A 21,136-nucleotide genomic window follows, 5' to 3' on the forward strand; every position below is an offset into this window, starting at 1 on the left:
AACCTTTAAGGTATGTGAATAATTGATATGATAACATTAGGTTTTTTGTTTTGAGAGTCGCTAAATGTTGACGAGTATTGATAAAAATATAGAGCGCTTGGATGCGCGAAAGCTATATGCCCAATATTATACTTGTAATGATATTAGTAGCGTACTTGTTGAAAGGTTAGAACAATTACCCACTCCGAGTAAGATTATTGATTTAAGTATGGGAGAAGGTGCGCTTCTTCAAAGCGCAAAAAATATCTACCCACGTGCAACTTTATATGGCTGCGACATCGATAGTAAAAACGTTAATTTTGTCTCTAAACAAGAAAACCTTAATGTAAATGTTTTCAATATTGACTCCACATCCAAAGCCTTAGACGTTCTAATCGGCACCAATAGCTTCGAATTAGTTCTGGGTAATCCACCATTTGGATTTATTGAGAAAACCCCTTTTATTGTTAATATTTTAAATGAATTCGGGTGTAACTGTTCCTCAGCAAACGTTTCTTTAGAGTTGCTATTTGTACTTTTGGGTATTCGTTGTCTAAAACATGATGGGGTCTTGAGCTATATATTACCAGATGGGCTTTTAACGAACGCTCGATATGAGAATTTTAGAGAAGTATTAATTAGTAATTACAGAGTTATTAGCGTCGTTCATTTAGGGAAAAAAAGATTTGAAGGTACCGAAGCTTGCACTCATATATTAACTTTGAAAAAAAGAAAACTAAAATCACCTTATAAAGTTAAGTTAGAGTCGATTGACTTTCCTAATAGCTCGATCTCAATAAGCAAATCTGAATTCATTTCTAGAGCCGACTATTCATATCATACAAAGCCTAGCCATTTGAATGCACGTAAATTAAAAACACTAAATGCTCAACTCATTCGAGGCCGACTACCCAATAAACAATTATCGAATATGTCTGTTGATTTCATTCACACAACTTCTTTTGGAAGCAGTGATTTTAAGGTTTTTTCTAATGAAAACATTGAAAATGATAATGAAAAACATGTTAAAGATGGCGATATTGTGATTGCTAGAGTAGGTACTAGGGCTATTGGTAAAGTTGGGCTTGTTTCAAAAGGATGTTTTCACATTTCAGATTGTATTATAGCTATTAGAGCTGATGATGAGAAAAGCAGAGAACTCATACTGAGAACTTTAAAATCACGTGCTGGAAAAAATTGGCTCAACTCCATTTCAAAAGGTGTTGGCGCAAGACATATTACTTTAACTGATTTAAGTGAATTACCAATATTTATATGAACCTTCCTATACCAGCAGACGCTGAAAATATTTCAGAGCGGATTTTTGAAAGTGCTAAAAAACTAATCGAATATAAATATTGGGATGCTATTCAAGAGTATGAGCTAGTTTCTTGGATTAACAATTTTACAACCAAAGAAGAAAAATATTTCGCCGCTTCAATTCTGTTAACTTTGATCTACCGTAATCAAAATGCAATCAGAACATTTGGTGCACAGCTTTTCCAAGTCACAATCCCAAATTATCTTGAAGAAAAGAAAGTTTATTCTATTGACTGTTTAGATTCTTGGCATGAGCAGATCAATACCCCCAACGCTAGAGCAAACTTGCCCTTTAGGTTCTCCACTATAGAGGGGGTTGACAATAAGCCCGCAAAAAGTGGAGCTGCAATTTTCAGAGCATTAAAAAAAGAGTTTTTTGACAATAGTCTAGGTATTGGATGTCAGTCCTTCGAAAACCTATCAAAAAACAACAAAATCAATACGTTAATTCTTTTTGACGATATATTGGGAACGGGCGAACAATTTGATACTTTTATTAAAAAAACTGGACTGCTTTCGCTGAACTTGAACGTACTTTATTGCCCTTTTGCAGCTAATGCAGAGGGGTTAAAGGAAATCAAAAGCAAGTACCCCAGTATTGATGTATTACCAGTTGAAATTCTTAGTGAAGCAAACGGCTTGTTTGCAAAGTCTAATAAACTTTTTTATCACGACAATATTTGTAAAGCAGAAGATTTTAAACACTTTTATAAAGCTTTGTGCTCTAGTAGAAACTTTAAAATGGACGTCAATGAGTTATTGGGTAAAGGTGAGTTGGCGTTAACATACCTATTTAATGACTCAACACCAAATAATAATATCGCTGCCCTTTGGTATGGAGACAAAAACTGGAAAAGGCTTGTAAAGAGGTAAAATGTGAGTAAATCAATTTTAGAAGTTTTTGCTAAGAACAGAGCGGAAGAGCTACCTGAAGATTTATGGGGACAATTTGTTCTACCTCTGGACTTTGAAAGCATCGCGTTAAAAGAAAAGAAAAAAGCCTCAGTTATTGTTGGTGGCAGAGGAACAGGGAAGACAATGTTTATTAAATATCATTGTCACGCTACGCAATTAAGCCCCAAGAGAAGGGAAATAACGCGCGAAGATTTAAGTTTCTTGGGAATTCATTGGAGGCCCGATACTGCATTTACACCTAATATTAACCCGAACTGGGTGGGTAAATACTGGGAAAGTGTTTTCAATAGTTTGATGTCAGTATCGATATTAATTGAATTTTCTCGTCTCATAAATAACATATACTTGTCCAATATTGATGATCCTAATCTAAAAGCTAATCTCCAAAACTTCCTAATTCCAACCCCTATTAAGAAAGCATTATCTATTGAAGAGACTAATTTTATTTCCTCCGAGGAATATTTCCAAGATGCGTTATTTGAAATAACAAACTGGATTAGAATGCCATCCTCAGAAACACCACCTTTTAGTCTTGATTTGAAACAAACAGCCTTGTTGGTAATTCAAAAGCTTAAGTCTAATTGCCCTCAACTGAATGATTCACTCTTTCATATTTTTATTGATGAGTTCGAGAATTTGAGTAGTGAACAGCAAAAAATCATTAACTCTTGGTTGAAGCATGGACATGACCCTCTTTTATTTAGCATTGCATATAAAAAATATGCGAATGTAACTAGTGACACAAAGACTCAAGAAAAGTTAGAGGAAAGGGATGACTATCGCTTAATTGATGTTGAAAAAATATATTTTAATTCTGAGAATCCAAAGTCATTTGAGATATTAGCCGCAGAGCTTCTATTGTTAAAACTAAGTGACTATTTAGACATGCCAGATATGGATAAAGTAATTAAGGCTTATTCTGAAGTTGAGTCTATAGAACTAAGAAAGCAGCCAACATATCAAGCTCAAATAAAAAAAATCATCGAACATATTTTCCCTAGCCAATCTCAAGCAGAAATATCTAGACAGCTTTTATCAGATAGTACGCTGTTAAATAAATTGAAAAGCACATTGATTGAAGATGCTTTAAAAAAGAATGGCGAAACTGAATTGACATCGCTAGATTTTATTAACAGTGACTATCCTGAAGCCTCTATTATTAATGGAGTGTTGTTACATAGAACGAGAGTGAAGCCTATAGAAATAAAGCAAGAATTTGACTCTTTAATTGCGTTAGGAAGTAATGCAAAGTACAAACAGTGGATTCAAAACAATCTATATGGGGCGTTGCTGTATCTATATAACACTCTTCCTCAAAGGGTAAGCCCAACATATGCTGGTTTTTCTGAGTTTATACTTATGTCAAAAGGAAACCTGAGGCATTTTTTAGAGCTTTGTTTTCAATCTTTGTCAAAAGCTCAATCTGAGTCTAATTTGCTTGAAGATAAATTTATCAGCTCCGTGCCTATTGAAACGCAGTCAAAAGCTACGTTAACGACTAGCACAAACCAGCTCGGTAAAATAATAAATTCTGGAGCTAATGGTAAATACTTGCAGAAAATTGCTTACAGACTGGGAATTATCTTCTCGCAGCATCAAAAAAGAAAATCACAAAGTGAACCTGAAGTTAATCATTTCTCGATAGATATATCAGATGTATCTTTACTTAATGAGAAAGTTCAGCAATTACTCAACGAGTCGTTAGTATGGTCGGTTTTAATCCCTTACAGGAGTACAAAAAACAAATCTGAAAGTGATATCGAGCAAATTGATTACTTACTGCACCCAGTTTTATCATGTCACTTTGGAATAAGCCCTAGGAAAAAAAGGAAAATTAAATTCATGCCAGAACAGTTAGAAGTGATTTTTTTAGGCAGAGATGAAGATTTCAACTCCTTTTTAGATGGTTTACGCAAGAAGTTAAGAGTAGACGACGATAACTCTATTTCAGACACTAACTCGCAGTATAGTTTAACATGGTAAAAATTAAGAAAATCAGACAGCTTAAAAGTACTGATTGTATTTTTGACTCGCCATATGACCTCATTTTTTGTGGTTTATCGATTGATGATAGAACCACGCATATTAACGAGCTAATAAACAAAAACTGTCGCTCTGAGAGTATCTACAAAGTAAAAATTGATATTGAAAGGTACAGTTTATGTTTTAATGATGAAGCTTTGCCGATATTAAATCTAAGTGACTTTTTTGTAAGTAAAGTTACAACAGAAACTAATATTCGTGTGTTAATAGAAGCGACTTCTTTAGACTTTAGTGAGATTTTATATCTACTACACGGACTAAAGGTTTTAGAAGGAAAAATAGAACTAGTATTATCTTATCTTGAACCAGAAGACTATAGTAATGCCAATACCCACTTAAAAGAAAAAGAAGAATTTCTGCTTAGTGAGTCACAGCAAAAATTTATCGGTTTACCTTTGTTTTCTGTTAATAACCAAGACAATGAAAGGTCCCATTTAATTGCGTTGCTAGGATTTGAAAATAATCGTCTTGGCCAGGTTTTAGAAGAGTATGATGGGGCATCTTTCAGTAATCTAATCTCAATGGTGGGTATACCTGCGTTCAATCCCGGCTGGGAAAACCGTTCAATTCATAGGCATATAGAGTATTTCGATAATATTAGAACTTCGTTGCATTCTTATCCAGCAACAAACCCATATGAGCTAAATTTAGTATTAGAGAAGTTTTATGATGCTTATCAAAAAGTAGTAATTGCTTCCATGGGCACTAAGCCAGCAGCAATCGCTGCTTGCGTATTTCTTGTAAACAATGCTCCGAATAATACAAGACAGAAGTACGTTGGAGCCATTTATGATTTTCCTAATAAATCAAAAGGCAGATCTGTTGGTGTTGGTGAAAAATTTATGTATGAACTCGTTTTATAAAACTGTACGTGTTCGACATTTAGATTATTAAATTTTCTGATGGCATGACGCACTTCTGATAATTTGTGACGATCCACACATGCAAACGTATTCACCGCATGAATATCGATTATTTTAGAGTAACTACTTTACTTTTGTAGAGCTGTTACTCTATAATTCAACTCGTTCCTTGTGAACGCCTGTTGTAATAATTTTGTATATTCTAGCTTTCCCCATAGCTAATACGCCGCTGGTACTTGTACCGGCGGTTTTTTTTGGTCTAGAGAAAATGTTGGGGAGACTGGTTTACTCTTCAGTAAACCAGTTGTTGATCACTTGCAATGCTTGCGGCATGCCTGTTTTCTTTAATGAAGAGAAAGACTGTACTTTGATGTCGCCATTGAGTTCAGCCAAAATCTTTTTCACTTTCAATACTTCAGCTGACGCTTTACCCTGCGATAACTTGTCTGACTTTGTCAGCAGAGCAAGTACGGGTAAGTCACTATCTACCGCCCATTCAATTAAATCGCGATCCAGGTCTTTGAGTGGATGACGAATATCCATTAATACAACAAGACCTTTTAAACAGTCACGCTTCTCTAGGTATTCACCTAATGATTTTTGCCACTTCTTTTTCATTTCTAGTGGCACTTTTGCAAATCCGTAGCCAGGCAAATCAATTAAACGTTTGTTTTCTTCAATCTCAAAAACATTAATTAATTGCGTACGGCCAGGTGTTTTACTGGTGCGAGCAAGGCTCTTTTGGTTGGTAAGCGTATTTAAGGCGCTAGATTTACCGGCATTTGATCGGCCAGCAAACGCGACTTCAATACCTGAGTCTTCAGGTAAACGACGAATGTCAGGCGCGCTAATTGTAAACTTCGCTTTGTTTAAGTTGATCGTTTGTTGCTCTGTCACAAGTATATTCCACAGGCTAAGATGCGCACATTATAACGTTTTTTCTCGCCTGGCTGACAACTAGATGCATAAATAACCTGATTTTTTATAGGTTTTTATGTCATATGCTGTTACACGAAACGAATATTCGTGTAAAATGGCGCGATTAATTAAGAGACGAATTAATGGGTGTTGTTTATTTGAACAGCGCCCCCAAGCAAGAAGAATAAAGCAGAGAGCATTCGATGAAAAAAGTTATCGTATCACTGGTTTTAGGCTTAGGTATGTTGGCAAATGCCAATGCCCAAGGCGATGCAGAAGCGGGTAAAGCAAAAGCAGCAACTTGTGCAGCTTGTCACGGCGCTACGGGTCATAGCGCAATAGACATGTATCCTAACCTAGCAGGTCAACACGCTGAATATATCGTTAAGCAGTTGAAAGCATTTAAAGATGGTTCAACACGTAGCGATGCGGTAATGGCACCAATGGCAGCAGGTCTATCTGAACAAGACATGCTTGACCTAGGTGCATACTTCGCAAGTCAGCCAATTACTGCAGGTGGCGGCGCAGCTGCTGCGGGCGGTGAAGCAACGGCTGCTGTTGCAGCACCAGTTGCGATTGTGGGTGACGCTGCAGCAGGTAAATACTTATACGAAAACGGTGACGAAACTCGTGGTATCGGTGCATGTATCGGCTGTCACGGCGACAAGGGTGAAAGCCAAGTACTTATCTACCCTAATCTTGCAAAGCAACACCCTGAGTACATCGAAAAGCAGTTGAAGCAATTCAAAGAAGGTAACCGCGCCAACAACTACGCAATGGGTGAATTTGCTGCGCCTCTAACAGAGCAAGAAATTGCTGACTTAGGTGCATACTTAAAAGATCCTGAGGCTGTTGCCAACGTTGCGCCTAAGAAAGCGAAAGGTGCTGTGAAAGTCATGGGTGATGCTGAGCTAGGTAAAGCGAAGTCAGCAACCTGTGTAGCATGTCACGGCGCAGACGGTAACGCGGTTATTGCTATGTACCCGAAGATTGCGGGTCAACATGAAGGTTACCTATACAAGCAACTGGTTGAATTCAAGTCGGGCGCACGTAACAACGGCGTAATGGCTGGTATGGTTGCAGCGCTTTCTGACGAAGACATGAAAAACTTAGCAGCTTACTACGCAAGCCAAACAGTAAGTAAAGTAGCTAAGCCTGACACAGTTAACCAAGCGGGTTACAAACTTTGGTTTGGTGGCGACGCTGAGCGCGGCATTACAGCATGTGCAGCATGTCACAGCCCAAGCGGTGAAGGTATGCAACACGCTAAGTTCCCAGTGCTTGCAAACCAAAATAGCGACTACATCAAATCACAACTTGAACAGTTCCGTTCAGGTACACGTGCAAATGATACAAACGGTATGATGCAAGATATTGCTATTAAGTTGACTGATGAAGATATCGCCAACTTAACCGAGTACATTAAATCGCTTTAATGTCAGTATCCAAATTACGAAAAAGCAGCCTAATGGCTGCTTTTTTTTTGGTTAAATTTTGATTAATGACATAGCAATCAATAACTTCATAAATTACACTGAATTAAAAACAATCAATAAAGTTGTGGAATGACTCAACAAAAACCTTCCGTTGAAACTCACGTCGCTTGTCATCAATGTGATGCTTTATCACCTGCGCCCGACGTGCATGAAGGCCAAAAGCTTGTATGTCACCGCTGTGGTGCCAAGCTTTATGAGTGTAAACCCAACTCAATCGATAGAACCCTTGCTCTTTCACTGGCAGGATTGATATTAGCGTATCCTGCGATGACCTTACCTGTGATGGGTGTAAGCGCTGTAGGTATCTTTAATCAAGCATCAATTGTCGACAGTATTGGGCTTTTGATTGACACCAACTATCAAGGCATTGCTTTGTGCCTTTTTCTGTTCGCTTTTGCTATTCCACTCGTGCGATTAATTAGTGCCGCTTATATCTGCGCATCCATCAAATTCAATCGCATCACGCCTTCAATGCGTACCTTTTTCAGTTCTTATCATCAGCTTGATAGTTGGACCATGTTACATGTTTTCCTGCTGGGTATGGTGGTGTCGATGTATAAGTTGGTCGACCTAGCAGAATTGCATGTGGGTATTGGTTTTACCGCATTTGTTTTTTTACTTATTTGCTCAACAGCGATATCAGTAACCTTAGATCACCATCTTATTTGGGAAGAGTTGGAGCAAGCTGACAATGGTTGAGACCGCCCGTGATAAGGGCTTCAGTCTTTGCCCTAAGTGCTACAAATTAAATCCAGCCGTAGAAGGCCGTCACCAGTGCTCACGCTGTAATGCACACTTTTATCAGCGAAAGCCGAAGAGCTTAGAACACACTATGGCATGGACAATAGCCGCGCTAGTGATGTTTATTCCGGCGAACCTGATGCCAATGATGGTATTTACCACACTCGGTGTTGATGATGCATCAACCATTCTAGGCGGTATTATTATCTTCCTACAGTTGGGTATGTACCCTGTTGCCATTATCGTTTTTATTGCCAGTTTTATTGTGCCTCTAGGGAAGATTCTGGGGCTATTTATCTTAATGTACGGGGCTAAAAAGGGGCCGGGCTTAAAGTCGGCTCAACGCACTAAACTATATCATTTAGTTGAGTTTTTAGGTCCTTGGTCAATGCTTGACGTATTTGTTGTCGCGATTATGGCGGCCGTCGTTAATTTAGGTTTTTTAACCTCTATTCAAGCAGGACCAGGTATCGTTTATTTCGCATTGATGGTGGTGTTAACCATGGTCGCTGCTGAAAGCTTTGATCCACGTTTGCTATGGGATACACAAACTGATGAACAATCAAAATAATAATGAATCGTCAATGGTCGATGTTGTAAAGCGGGAGGGTATCTCTGCTGTTTGGCTCGTCCCATTTATTGCTCTGCTGTTCGGTGCATGGTTATTGATAAAAGCCGTCTCTGAACGCGGTGAGTTTATTACCATAGAATTTGATAACGCAAACGGTATTGTTGTCGGTAAAACAGAAGTGCGATACAAAGGCCTGACTATTGGTGTCGTAAAAGATGTTGAAGTGTCTGATGACTTACAAAATGTCATTGTAGAGATTGAAATGATTAGCGAGTCAGCAGACTCACTAACAGACGAAACGCAATTCTGGTTCGTCACCGCAGATGTATCCTTTCAAGGGGTAACGGGCCTAGATACATTATTATCTGGCAGCTACATCAACATGCAGCCAGACAGCGATAGAACAGGTAAACGTCAGCGTCATTTTGTTGCGCTAAAAGAGCCACCTTCACTCTCTCAAGAAACACCTGGGCTTCACATCACACTTTCAGCAGATAATCTCGGCTCGATTGGTAAAAATAGCCCGATCAGCTACAAGCAAATCAAAGTAGGTTATGTTGATGGACATAGCTACGATGAAAATACTGAGATGGTGAACATTCATGCTTTTATCGAGCCTGAATATGCACATTTAGTTAAAGAAAACAGTCGCTTCTGGAATGCCAGCGGTTTTCAAATTACCGGCTCGCTAACGTCAGGCGTGAAACTAACGACCGAATCACTGGCGTCAATTGTTGCTGGTGGTATAGCGTTTGACAATAGTACTTTTGAGCCTGAAATGGCAATCGCACAGAATGGCCAAAAGTATGATCTGTTTGATGATTTCGAAGACGCGGAAATGGGTCATAAAATCGAGTTAATGCTAGGTTGGAATAGCGAACTTGATATTGGTGCACCTATTGTCTATCAGGGTATTACGCTAGGTCGTATATATGATTTTGCCAAAATAGACCCGGAAACCCGTAAGATTAGAGCAATAGCCAAAATCAATCCTCGCGTATCGCCGTACCTTACTAGCGACTCACAATTTTTCGTTGAAACCCCAAGCCTAGATTTAGGTGGTGTGACGAATATGCACCGCCTGTTAACAGGCTCACACATAGGCTTCCGCCCATCTCAGGAAGGTACACCACAACTAAAATTTAAGGTATACGGTCAAAAACCTCCTTACCATTACTCAGAGCCTGGCTTGCACCTAGTTTTAGAGAGTAGCGATGTTCAGTCACTTCGCCGTGGGGCAGCAATATTTTACAAGCAGCAACAAGTCGGCACAGTTCAAGCCATTGAAAATATTGGTCCTAACCAATTTCTGGTCCATATTCACGTTCGAGAGGACTACCAAAGCTATGTCACAAAAGACAGTCGTTTTTGGAATGCCAGTGGCTTTAAAGTAACGGGAGGCTTGCAAGCATTCGATGTGGAAGCGCAATCGATTCAATCAATTCTTAAAGGCGGTATTGCATTCGATGAGGGCAAGAAAGCCAATGCAGGTTCACCTGAAAATGGTGATCGTTTCACGCTATTTGAGCGAAAAGAGTTTGCCGAACAACGACTACCACTTGAGTTAGTTGTGGCAACAGCCAAAGATGTGCGCAAAGGCACACGCATCATGTATCGTGGTGAAGAAATTGGCTCAATCCATGCAATCACGCATCAAGGTGGGCGAGCGTATCTGACCGCAGGTTTGCTTCCACAGTTCGAATTTGTTTTGCGCGACCAAACGCAGTTCTGGCTCGTGCAGGCGAATGTCTCTTTGAATGGCCTTACTGATACTGAGGCACTTTTCGGGGGTGACTATTTCACGCTAAATGCCGGCGCTGGAGACCCAGCAAATTCATTTGCCGCTACATTAACCCCTCCTGCTAAACATCACAGTGCTGATGGACTTCAGTTAAAAATATCAGCGCAGTCTGGCAGTGTTGTAAACCCTGGCAGCCCAATTAGCTACCGTGGCATTAGCGTCGGTCAGGTTGACAACGTCTCATTAGATAGTGACGGCAGCGATGTGTTCATCAATATCACTATTGACGATAAATACCGTCATTTAGTTAGCGCTTACTCGCGTTTTTACAATGCAAGTGGTGTGACTGTATCAGGTTCATTCGCGAACTTTACCATGAAAACAGAGTCTGCTGATGCAGTACTTACTGGTGGCATCAGCTTCTTCACACCCGAACAGTCAAATGGTGATACCCCACTAAACGAGGGCGACTTGTTTACCTTATTTGATAACGTTGAACATGCACGTAATGCAGGCGTTGCGATCACTATAGACTTCAATGAAGTCGCGGGATTACGCTCTAGCATGAAAATTAAATATAAAGATCAGCCAATCGGTATTGTAGAGCGTCTCGTCTTCAATGAAGAAACATATGGCGCCCAAGCAATAGCCTACCTTAAAGATACTGGCCGAGGCTTTGCTGTTGAAGGCACCAAGTTCTGGCTCACTGAACCAGAGCTAGGACTGGTAGGCTCTCGTAATGTCGGTGCAATCTTAGGGGGTGGATACATCAGTGTCTTACCTGGCTCGGGCCAAACCAAAACTGAATTTAAAGCGGAAGATTCTGCACCGGTTGTAGAGCAATTGCCTTATGGGCTTAATGTAAAACTCACCACCGACCGCTTGGGCAGTGTTCGTATTGGAAACCCTGTGTTATACCGACAAATCAAAGTTGGTCAGGTCATTGGTGTAGATCTTGGGGATGCAGCAAATACTGTTAATATTTTCGTTAATATCCAAGACAGATATGCCAATTTGGTTAAAACGCGTAGTGTGTTCTGGAACACCAGTGGCCTCTCTATTGATGCCGGTATTTTTTCTGGCGTTCAAATAGATTCAGAATCTGTAGAAACAATGTTATCCGGCGGTGTCGCCTTCGCTACACCTGAGCCTACAGAGGATGAACCCTTGATTACCGTTGACCAAGGACATGGCTTCACACTGCAACAAGAGTTTGACAGTGAATGGTACGAATGGGCGCCTGAAATAGAATTAGAAAAGTAGTATATGAAAAAGGTAGTTTACGCATCACTACTTCTAGCAACGAGCGCTGTAGTAACAAGTGTTAACGCGGAAGATTTAGATCCTCGGCTATACACCAATTTACCTATTGACCAGAATTTTCTTGGCGCAGCGTATCTCTATATTGATGGCGATGTGTATACATCGGCAGCAATTCCTGTGGAAGACTTCACACTGGAGATAGATTCACAAGCCATTGCCTACGCACGCACATTTTCTATGTATGGTAATTCGGCTAAGTTCGACATTATTACCGCGCACATGTGTGGTAAGGGCGAAGCGCTTCTTAATGGCGAACCCGCCGAGCGCGAATACTGTGGCATGGCAGACACTCGCTTTCGCCTCAATTATAATTTTTATAATGCACCAGCAATGGAAATTGCTGAATACATAAAAGCCCCCAAGAAAATCGTTGCTGGTGTAAGTTTTCAAGTGAGTGCCCCTACGGGTAAATACGACAAGCAGTTCATATTCAATCCGGGTTCCAATAGATGGTTTTTCAAACCTGAGGTAGGGGTTTCCATTCCGCATGGAAATTGGGAAGTCGACTTTTCTTTTGGCATGAAGTTTTTTACTGATAATACTGACTACCAGCGCTTCAAAAGATTTGAGCAAGACCCCATTTTCAACCTGCAAATGCATATCGTTTACGATATAAAACCTGGCCAGTGGATAGCCTTCAATAGCAATTATTTTGGCGGCGGCGATACCTTTGTTGATGGCGAGAAAACGGGTGTTAAAGATGAAAACTTTCGCGCCGGCGTAACCTACAGTATGTCGCTATCTCACAATCAGTCATTAAAATTTTCATTGAATACTGGTGTTACCACCCGTTTCGGCAACGATTCGGACGCTTATGCTATAGGTTACACGTATCGCTGGTGATTGGAGATATGCGCATAACGCATATCTGCTATGAGAAAATGACATTAGTAACAACTACGTCACAACCCTATACTGAGCTCCATCAAATCAGTTCAGTCAGCAAAGGGTACATACGATGAAATACTACGTCACACTTTTACTATCAGCTCTACTGCTAAGCACACCTGCAATGGCAGACGTCAAAGAAGACCGTCAGGAAATACACGAGATGGAGCAAAAGATTTTGACACGTTTGTACAAGGAAGAGCCTAGTGCCAAAGACAAAATCAAAAATGCAGCAGGCTATGCGACATTTTCAAATATTGGCGTCAACTTGTTACTACTCTCCACAGGAAATGGCAGTGGCATGGTGGTAGACAATGCTAGCGGTCAAAAGACATACATGTCGATGTTTTCAGCGGGTGTTGGGGTTGGATTGGGCGTCAAAGACTTTAATGTTGTCTTCGTGTTCCATGACAAAGATGCTATGAAAAAATTCATCGAAGATGGTTGGGATTTTTCAGGACAAGCTGATGCCGCCGCAAAAACCGGAGAAAAAGGTGGAGAAGGTAGTGCTGCAGGAACCGCTGTTGAGGGTGTTGAGATTTTCCAAATGACAGAAAATGGCTTAGCACTGCAAGCGACATTACAAGGCACGAAATACTGGAAAGATGACGACCTCAACTAATAGGTCTTCTACATAACATCCCATACACTTTATAGAGCAGTTTTATGCTCTATAAAGTTATTTCATTCAAGCGATTAACCGCTGTTTTGTAGTTTTTTGCATGCGTGATTGCCGTTACTACAGCGATACTATCCACACCCGTTTCAGCAACAACTTTCGCACGTTCCTCGTTAATTCCTCCAATAGCAACGACAGGAACATCGTCTTTTAGCGCCAACATATGACGCAAGTTGTCGACCCCCTGAATTTGCCCTGTCATATCTTTTGTAACTGTTGGGAATATTGCACCGATGGCCAGATAGCTAGGCTGAAGTTGTTTAGCCAAAATGAACTCATAACAACCGTGAGTGCTAATACCTAGTCGAATACCTGCATTTGCGATAGCGTCGAGATCAGCGTCGACTAAGTCTTCCTGTCCTAAATGAACACCATATGCACCATGTTTGATTGCGAGCTGCCAGTAATCATTAATGAATAGTCGAGTATTTGTGCCTTTTGTCATCTGAATTGCTTCGACAATTTGAAGTTCAACCTCTTCCATCGACAAGTTTTTTAAGCGCAACTGAATAATATTGAGCCCTAAAGGCACAAGCTTCTGCAACCATTCAAGAGAATCAATGACCGGATACAGCCCTAACTTCTGCCCATTTAAATCTAACGAAGGAAAGCATAATTGTTGATTATCAAACGGACTGCAAACCGCAGGAAAGTACTCTGCATTTGTCGGAAAGCCATCTGCTGCAAAGGCTCCATAATACTCAACTTCATCTCGATGCTGACTAAGCCCCTGATTGATAAATGCTTTTGTAAGCGTTAATGCATCACGCATCAGATAGCCAAGCGATAAAAATGTCGTCATCGCAGAGGCGAATGCGCAACCTCCACCATGGCTATAGCTGGTGTTGACTCGCTGACTTTGCACTTGATACCAATCAAGCTCATTATTTTCTCTGTGAAAAAAGACACTATCACAGCATATGTCACTAACACTATGACCACCTTTGACAACTACATACTCAATACTTTGATCCAGTAGTTGTGCTACTGCATGTACTTCATCTTCAACATTAGAGAGCGCTTTTAGCTCTGATGTATTGGGTGTAATCACGTTGATCAGCGGAAATAGTCTGTTCAATTTGTCGAAAGAAAGTTCGCTAAATTTACCACCAACACTGGCGCTTGCTACAGGATCATAAACCACCATTAATTCAGGGCGTAATTTTTTTAATTCAGACAATAAGTGTGTCAACCAGACTACTTGGTCATCATTTGCCAATAAACCAATTTTGATTGCAGTAGGTGGTTTATCTGCAAGCAAGGTTTCAGCTTGTTCAGACAGAATATTTATATCAACAGGGTTTACAGCCACTAGTTGATGGCTATTTTGACTCGTATTGGCAGTGATCAGGGTACATACCTCACCACCTAAACCGTGAATAGTCTTGATATCTGCAGCAACGCCAGCGCCACCTGAGCAATCACTACCAGATATTGTCCAAATAATAGGTTTAGATGTCTGCTTACTTTCTTGGTTTTTTACTAACATCATGATTGGTGCCAAAATGGTGTATCGAGTGTCGGTGTACTTGGATGCGCTGTTTGGCGCTCAGGCATAATACCTGCGCTCATTGCCAGCTCTCCCGCTTTCATGGCATACGCAAATGCATGAGCCATTTGCACCGGATTTGACGCCAACGCTACGGCACTATTGAGCAATACCCCGTCATAACCTATTTCCAGTGCTTGCACCGCATCAGAAGGTTTACCAATACCCGCATCCACTATCAAGGTAGCATTAGGAAGGCGGGTGCGAATTGCTTCTAAGTTATAGGGGGTTAAAAGCCCCTTGCCTGTGCCTATTGGAGAAGCCCATGGCATAATGACCTCACAGCCAGCATCATAGAGCCGCTGACATAGCACTAGGTCATCTGTGCAGTAAGGCAGTACTTGAAAACCATCGGCCAACAACGCCTTTGTCGCTTTTAACAGCTCGAAAGGATCTGGCTGCAAATTGTAGTCATCACCGATAACTTCTAGCTTTATCCAATTCGTCTGAAAAATCTCACGAGACATCTGCGCCAGCGTAATTGCTTCATCTGCGGTCTTACAACCAGCAGTATTGGGGAGCAGTTTTATGCCACGCCCAGTAGCGAGCGATTGCAAATAGTCCCATATAACTTGCCCACCTTGTTGTCCAGGTGCTTGGCGTTTCAACGAGAGCGTCATTACTTGCGACTCACTGGCGATGATTGCCTGTTTCATTATTTCTGGGCTTGGATAGAGCGCAGTGCCAATAAGTAATCGGCTAGTTAACGATTGGCCATAAATGGATAGACTCATGCTACTACCCCCCCTGAATAGGTGAAAACAAATCCACTACTGCGCCTGGCTCAACGTAGGTTGAATCATAACTTGGCTGTGCAACAAACCCTTTATTCACCGCAACGGCAAACATGGTAGGCTTTTTATTTTTGTCAAAATAACACTGCAAAAGCCTACCCAAGGTAATTGGGTGGTCATCCTCTACGACAAATTCACTGCCATTAACAAAATATGTATTCATTACTTATCCTATAACCTGTGCATTGCACCCTGCGATTTCCTCACCCAATATGTGTGTTACTAAATTAGATAAAAACGGCGGAGCTTCTATTGCTTCGGTAGGGTTCAATTGCTGCTTGGCCAAATATACGCCAACACTTAACATCACTGGCGCCAACAAATAGCCGTGTCGATATAAACCATTGAGTTGAAGCAACCCAGATTGGTTTATTACTTTAGGCTTATTGTCTGCAAATGCTGGGCGACGATGACTCAGTTGCTCGAGAATCTCCGCTTCAGCAAATCCAGGATGCAAACTGTAGAGTGCCGACAGCAACTCTAGAGATGACCGGATGGTAACGCCGCTAGTATCTCCACTTTCAATCTCTGTCGCGCCAATGACATATTCGTGGTTGGCTTTCGGAGAAATATAGAGTTTGTATCTAGGATGCATTAGCCGAACGGGGAGCTTGAAATCCACTTCTGGAGCGCGAACACGCAACACCTCGCCGCGCACTGGGCGAAGCTCAGTCAGTGCACTTTCATCTTGCGACTCAGATTCGCCAACACTGGCACCGATACCCCGACAATCAATCACCAGATCAAAGCGTTTAAGCTTGTCTTCCCCTGCATGATTTTCATATTTAACCGTATACGGCGATATCGCTTTAACGAGGGTATGTTGGTGCCATTTCACCTCAGCTAGCTCAAGTGCATGCGTAAGCGCTTCCAGTAACTGATGGTTATCGATGCAACCCTCACCAGGAATAAACGCACCAGTACCGAATCGCTGGGCTATTGCCGCCGAAACCTGACTAAGTTCTTCACTCGCCAACTTTTTAAGTGCAGCTTGCGGATAGCACTGTTCAATATGACGAACAAAGCGTAAATAATCACCTTGATCTTGCGCATGGCTCACACATAAAGACCCTTTCACCTGAAAGTCGACTGCACTGGGCAGTTCGCAAAGGAGCGTAGGCCATTGCGTCAATGCAACAATACCCATTTCAACGATGTCAGGCTCACAGCTCAGTGACTCACCGTAAGGCGTTAACAAACCCGCAGCCGTATAAGCAGCACTGTTTACACCTTGTTTGCTGTCTTTATCAAACAAGGTGACAGAATGGTTATGTGCTAACTGCCAAGCCGTCAAACGACCTAGCAAACCAGCTCCCACTATCGCGATAGCAGCCATAATAATGCGCCGCTACTTCGCTTGATGATAAATTTCAGAGCCAGTCGCTTTAAATTCTGCCGACTTTTCTGCCATACCTTTTTCAAGCGCAGCTTGATCAACCGCTACAGTTTCATCTACAAGCTTGATTTCGATAGGCTGAGCGCCTTCTTGCTCAAGCTTAGCGGCATAGTCGCGGACATCTTGTGTAATTTTCATTGAACAGAATTTAGGACCACACATTGAACAGAAATGTGCAATTTTTCCAGATTCTTGCGGTAAGGTTTCATCATGATATTCACGAGCACGCTCGGGATCTAATCCCAAATTGAATTGGTCATGCCATCTAAACTCAAAGCGCGCTTTTGAAAGGGCATTGTCACGAATTTGGGCACTTGGGTGACCTTTGGCCAGATCACCTGCGTGGGCAGCTATTTTATACGTGATTAAGCCTTCTTTTACATCTTCTTTATTTGGTAGACCTAAATGCTCTTTCGGTGTCACGTAACACAGCATGGCACACCCGTACCAACCAATGTTCGCTGCACCGATACCCGATGTTATATGGTCGTAGCCAGGTGCAATATCAGTTGTTAACGGGCCTAATGTGTAGAATGGCGCTTCATGGCAATGCTCAAGCTGCTCTTCCATGTTTTCTTTAATCATGTGCAATGGCACGTGACCAGGGCCTTCAATCATTACTTGTACATCGTGCTCCCAGGCAATTTTTGTTAATTCACCTAGAGTATGAAGCTCAGAGAACTGTGCTTCATCGTTGGCATCTGCGATAGAGCCTGGACGCAAGCCGTCACCCAATGAGAATGCCACATCATATTGCTTACAAATTTCACAAATATCTTCAAAGTGGGTGTATAAGAAGTTTTCTTTGTGATGCGATAAACACCACTTGGCCATGATAGAGCCGCCGCGAGACACAATACCAGTAACACGTTTAGCGGTCATTGGCACATAGCGCAATAGCACGCCAGCATGGATAGTAAAGTAATCTACCCCTTGTTCAGCTTGTTCAATTAACGTGTCTCTGAACACTTCCCATGTTAGATCTTCAGCCACACCGTTTACTTTTTCCAGCGCTTGGTAAATTGGCACGGTACCGATGGGTACAGGCGAGTTACGTACAATCCACTCGCGCGTTTCGTGAATATACCGACCCGTCGATAAATCCATGACGGTATCGGCACCCCACTTGGTAGACCAAACCAGCTTTTCTACCTCCTCTTCAATCGAGGAAGTGACCGCTGAATTACCAATATTTGAGTTCACCTTGATCAGGAAGTTACGGCCAATAATCATTGGTTCTGATTCAGGGTGGTTAATGTTTGAAGGAATAATAGCGCGACCTTCCGCGACTTCTTTACGCACAAATTCAGCGGTTATCTCTTCTGGAATATTTGCCCCAAAGCTCTGGCCTTTATGCTGCTGCTTCAAGATCTCATCTTTCATTTCAGCACGCTTGGTGTTTTCACGAATCGCGATGTATTCCATTTCCGGCGTAATAATACCTTGTCGCGCATAGTGCATTTGCGTGACATTCTTGCCAGGTTTGGCACGGCGCACCTTAGGTAAGTTTTCAAAGCGAATATGGTCAAGGCCTTCATCAGCCAAACGCTGCTGGCTATAACCGGATGTCGCACCTTCTAAGACTTCGGTATCTTCTCGGTTGGCAATCCACTCGCTGCGCAGCTTGGGTAAGCCCACGTGAACATCAATATTCACATTTGGATCAGTGTAAACACCCGACGTATCGTACACGCGCACCGGCTCGTTTGGTTCAAAAATTGGATTTTCTTCTGTACCACCAACAAAGGTATCGCCAACGGTGATTTCACGCATCGCTACGTGGATGTCGTGTAGCTCACCCGGTACATAAATTTTTTCAGAATTCGGATAGCTCTGACCCGATACATTGTTGATAAAGGCTTCCGCCTGTTGACGACGCTCGCGGCGCGTTAGTGAACTCATAGCTCTCACCTATTTGATTAAAATTACATTAGGCGGAGTTTGGTAAGGTGTATCACGAGAACAACACACACCAAACCTCACGGTTTTAGAGATATGGCAGTGTTGCGCTTGTTCCCTTCGCAGCAATTACGCTGATCAGGTTCTACGGATCCCGCTTATTAGCGATCTCAGCCTTATGGCACTCCGACAAGTTCAAAGCCAAGTTTTCACTCAGCTACTGGCAGTAGATTTTACAAAATAAGGAAATGAGTGCAAGCTCAATAGTACATATGAGACCAAACATAACGTTATAAGCGATAGGATTTCATCATGTTGAGATACTTAGCAGCGACTTTTTACCTCGTGATAACGAGCATGTGCTTAGCACAAAGCAATGTTGATATTGATGAAGAACAACAACGCTACTTTCGAGGCGCTATCACTCCAGAACGCAGTTGGTGGGACCTACAACACTATGCGCTGACGGTGGATATCGATATCGCTAAACAGTATTTTCACGGTACAAATGTCATTACATATAAAGTGCTCACCGGCGCCAAAACGCTTCAATTTGAACTTCAACCACCAATGCAAGTAGACGCTATTACACAGGCAGGTAAAGCACTTAGGTTTAATCAACAAGGTTACAGCTTTTTTGTGTCGCTAGAGGAACAGCAACAAATAGGTAAAGAATACGCACTTACCGTCACTTTCTCAGGTAAACCACAAATTGCAAAAAATGCGCCTTGGGATGGTGGCATCACTTGGTCAGAAGACAGTGCAGGAATGCCCTTTATTGCATCCTCAAATCAAGGGATTGGGGCAAGCATCTGGTGGCCAAACAAAGATCACGGCTATGATGAGCCGGATAGGGGCATTGATATGTATATCACAGTGCCAAGGCCCTTAATCAATGTATCCAACGGCCGACTCATAAATATTGAAGAGAGCATAGATGGCAGCGCTCAGACTTTCCATTGGCAAGTAAAAAGCCCGATCAATAATTACGGCGTTAATATCAATATCGCAGACTATGTATCTTGGCAAGACTCCTTTATTGGCGAACAGGGCAAACTTGATACTGAATACTTCGTGTTGCGTGAGAACGAAGAAATCGCGAAAGAGCAATTTAAAGACGCACCAAGAACCTTGGAGGCTATGGAACATTGGTTTGGCCCTTATCCATTTTATAAAGACGGTTTTAAGCTGGTTGAAGCCCCTTATTTAGGTATGGAGCACCAAAGCTCAGTCACTTATGGAAACGGCTTTCAAAATGGCTACAAAGGAAAGGACTTAAGCCAAACAGGTTGGGGGCTAAAATTTGATTACATCATAGTTCATGAAATTGCTCATGAGTGGTTCGCCAATAGTATCACTGCCAAAGATATCGCTGACTTGTGGGTTCAAGAAGGCTTTACATCGTATGCTGAGGGTCTATTCGTTGAGTATCATTTTGGTATCGAAGCTGGAAACGAATATCAACAAGGACTGAGAAGCCGGATAGTGAACGACAAACCCATTATCGGCCCTTATCACCAGCATACCTTGGGCTCTTTTGATATGTATGCCAAAGGCGCAGCTCTGCTACATACGATTAGACAAATTGTTAACGACGATGAAAAGTGGCGTTTTATGCTACGCGGGCTAAATAAGGCGTTTTATCACAAAACAGTGACGACAAAAGAAATCGAAAATTACCTCATTGCCCAATCTGGAAAGCCACTAGCCTCTGTCTTTGAACAATACTTACGCGACCACCGTGTGCCTATTCTCGAATACAAAATCCAGAACAATTCGCTCTCCCTTAGATGGAGCAATGTCGTCGCCGATTTTAGTATGCCAATAAAAGGGTATGTCGATAGAAAAGAGCAATGGTTTGATGTAAACACGCAGTGGCAGACTGTTGAATTAGACAAGGCACCAGAGGTGTTAACTTGGGACAATAATTTTTATATCGCCTCATCACTGGTTGTCATGCAATAACGTCTTTGACATTAGAGCGCAAACAGCAAAATTATCATCAAAAAAAGCGCCATATA

17 protein-coding genes, 1 pseudogene and 1 riboswitch are annotated in these 21,136 nt (G+C 41.7%); of the genes and pseudogenes, 12 read left to right on the plus strand and 6 right to left on the minus strand.

Features of this window, described 5'->3' with window-relative positions; all coding sequences use genetic code 11:
* Window positions 1–64: 64 nt before the first annotated feature.
* The 4 genes from ACFSJY_RS05205 to ACFSJY_RS05220 are packed head-to-tail and all read left to right on the plus strand — an operon-like array spanning window position 65 to window position 5,120.
* Window positions 65–1,258 (plus strand): N-6 DNA methylase, encoded by a 1,194-nt coding sequence (locus tag ACFSJY_RS05205; protein WP_386031820.1) that lies wholly within the window; start codon window positions 65–67, stop codon window positions 1,256–1,258.
* Entirely contained in the window at window positions 1,255–2,172 is a 918-nt protein-coding gene (locus tag ACFSJY_RS05210; protein ID WP_386031822.1) for a phosphoribosyltransferase-like protein, read from the plus strand. The genes ACFSJY_RS05205 and ACFSJY_RS05210 overlap by 4 nt, the downstream gene beginning before the upstream one ends.
* A gap of 3 nt (window positions 2,173–2,175) precedes the next feature.
* Window positions 2,176–4,197 carry an ORC-CDC6 family AAA ATPase gene (locus tag ACFSJY_RS05215; RefSeq protein ID WP_386031824.1) on the plus strand — a complete coding sequence of 674 codons (2,022 nt, stop codon included), beginning with the start codon at window positions 2,176–2,178 and terminating at the stop codon, window positions 4,195–4,197.
* Window positions 4,191–5,120 carry a hypothetical protein gene (locus ACFSJY_RS05220; protein WP_386031827.1) on the plus strand — a complete coding sequence of 310 codons (930 nt, stop codon included), beginning with the start codon at window positions 4,191–4,193 and terminating at the stop codon, window positions 5,118–5,120. The genes ACFSJY_RS05215 and ACFSJY_RS05220 overlap by 7 nt, the downstream gene beginning before the upstream one ends.
* A gap of 285 nt (window positions 5,121–5,405) precedes the next feature.
* Here the strand turns inward: ACFSJY_RS05220 and yihA are convergent, their stop codons facing one another.
* The gene (gene yihA / locus ACFSJY_RS05225; protein ID WP_386031829.1) at window positions 5,406–6,017 is read right to left on the minus strand and encodes a ribosome biogenesis GTP-binding protein YihA/YsxC; all 612 of its coding nucleotides are present in this window, start codon (window positions 6,015–6,017) and stop codon (window positions 5,406–5,408) included.
* Between the two features lie 263 nt (window positions 6,018–6,280).
* On the opposite strand from yihA, the pseudogene ACFSJY_RS05230 reads away from it, so the two are divergent.
* The 7 genes and pseudogenes from ACFSJY_RS05230 to ACFSJY_RS05260 all read left to right on the plus strand — a co-directional run.
* Window positions 6,281–6,865: pseudogene (locus ACFSJY_RS05230) on the plus strand (c-type cytochrome); the annotation flags it as partial.
* 69 nt (window positions 6,866–6,934) lie between these two features.
* Window positions 6,935–7,474, plus strand: coding sequence for a c-type cytochrome (locus ACFSJY_RS05235; RefSeq protein WP_386032230.1), 540 nt, complete (start codon window positions 6,935–6,937; stop codon window positions 7,472–7,474).
* Window positions 7,475–7,603: 129 nt separating this feature from the next.
* Window positions 7,604–8,233, plus strand: a complete 630-nt coding sequence (locus ACFSJY_RS05240; protein WP_386031832.1) for a paraquat-inducible protein A — start codon at window positions 7,604–7,606, stop codon at window positions 8,231–8,233.
* Entirely contained in the window at window positions 8,226–8,846 is a 621-nt protein-coding gene (locus tag ACFSJY_RS05245) for a paraquat-inducible protein A (protein WP_386031834.1), read from the plus strand. Before ACFSJY_RS05240 ends, ACFSJY_RS05245 begins: the two co-directional genes overlap by 8 nt.
* Complete coding sequence (locus tag ACFSJY_RS05250; RefSeq protein ID WP_386031836.1) at window positions 8,830–11,850, plus strand: PqiB family protein; 3,021 nt, start codon at window positions 8,830–8,832, stop codon at window positions 11,848–11,850. Before ACFSJY_RS05245 ends, ACFSJY_RS05250 begins: the two co-directional genes overlap by 17 nt.
* A gap of 3 nt (window positions 11,851–11,853) precedes the next feature.
* Entirely contained in the window at window positions 11,854–12,753 is a 900-nt protein-coding gene (locus ACFSJY_RS05255; protein WP_386031839.1) for a transporter, read from the plus strand.
* Between the two features lie 115 nt (window positions 12,754–12,868).
* Window positions 12,869–13,420, plus strand: a complete 552-nt coding sequence (locus ACFSJY_RS05260; protein ID WP_386031840.1) for a lipid-binding SYLF domain-containing protein — start codon at window positions 12,869–12,871, stop codon at window positions 13,418–13,420.
* Window positions 13,421–13,469: 49 nt separating this feature from the next.
* Here ACFSJY_RS05260 and thiE read toward each other — a convergent pair whose 3' ends face one another.
* The 5 genes from thiE to thiC are packed head-to-tail and all read right to left on the minus strand — an operon-like array spanning window position 13,470 to window position 19,118.
* A complete protein-coding gene (gene thiE / locus ACFSJY_RS05265) occupies window positions 13,470–14,969 on the minus strand; it encodes a thiamine phosphate synthase (protein ID WP_386031842.1) in 1,500 nt (499 codons plus the stop codon).
* Entirely contained in the window at window positions 14,966–15,760 is a 795-nt protein-coding gene (locus tag ACFSJY_RS05270; RefSeq protein WP_386031844.1) for a thiazole synthase, read from the minus strand. Before ACFSJY_RS05270 ends, thiE begins: the two co-directional genes overlap by 4 nt.
* A 4-nt stretch (window positions 15,761–15,764) precedes the next feature.
* On the minus strand, window positions 15,765–15,983 hold the full coding sequence (thiS, locus tag ACFSJY_RS05275; RefSeq protein ID WP_386031846.1) for a sulfur carrier protein ThiS: 219 nt from the start codon (window positions 15,981–15,983) through the stop codon (window positions 15,765–15,767).
* Window positions 15,984–15,986: 3 nt separating this feature from the next.
* Window positions 15,987–17,156, minus strand: coding sequence for an FAD-dependent oxidoreductase (locus ACFSJY_RS05280; protein WP_386031848.1), 1,170 nt, complete (start codon window positions 17,154–17,156; stop codon window positions 15,987–15,989).
* 12 nt (window positions 17,157–17,168) lie between these two features.
* The gene (gene thiC, locus ACFSJY_RS05285; RefSeq protein ID WP_386031850.1) at window positions 17,169–19,118 is read right to left on the minus strand and encodes a phosphomethylpyrimidine synthase ThiC; all 1,950 of its coding nucleotides are present in this window, start codon (window positions 19,116–19,118) and stop codon (window positions 17,169–17,171) included.
* A 95-nt stretch (window positions 19,119–19,213) separates the two neighbouring features.
* Window positions 19,214–19,314: riboswitch (TPP riboswitch) on the minus strand.
* Between the two features lie 113 nt (window positions 19,315–19,427).
* Between thiC and ACFSJY_RS05290 the strand changes: the two genes are divergently transcribed.
* The gene (locus ACFSJY_RS05290; RefSeq protein WP_386031852.1) at window positions 19,428–21,080 is read left to right on the plus strand and encodes a M1 family metallopeptidase; all 1,653 of its coding nucleotides are present in this window, start codon (window positions 19,428–19,430) and stop codon (window positions 21,078–21,080) included.
* Window positions 21,081–21,136: the final 56 nt, after the last annotated feature.

Source organism: Thalassotalea euphylliae, assembly GCF_042682785.1.
Classification (GTDB): domain Bacteria; phylum Pseudomonadota; class Gammaproteobacteria; order Enterobacterales; family Alteromonadaceae; genus Thalassotalea_F; species Thalassotalea_F euphylliae.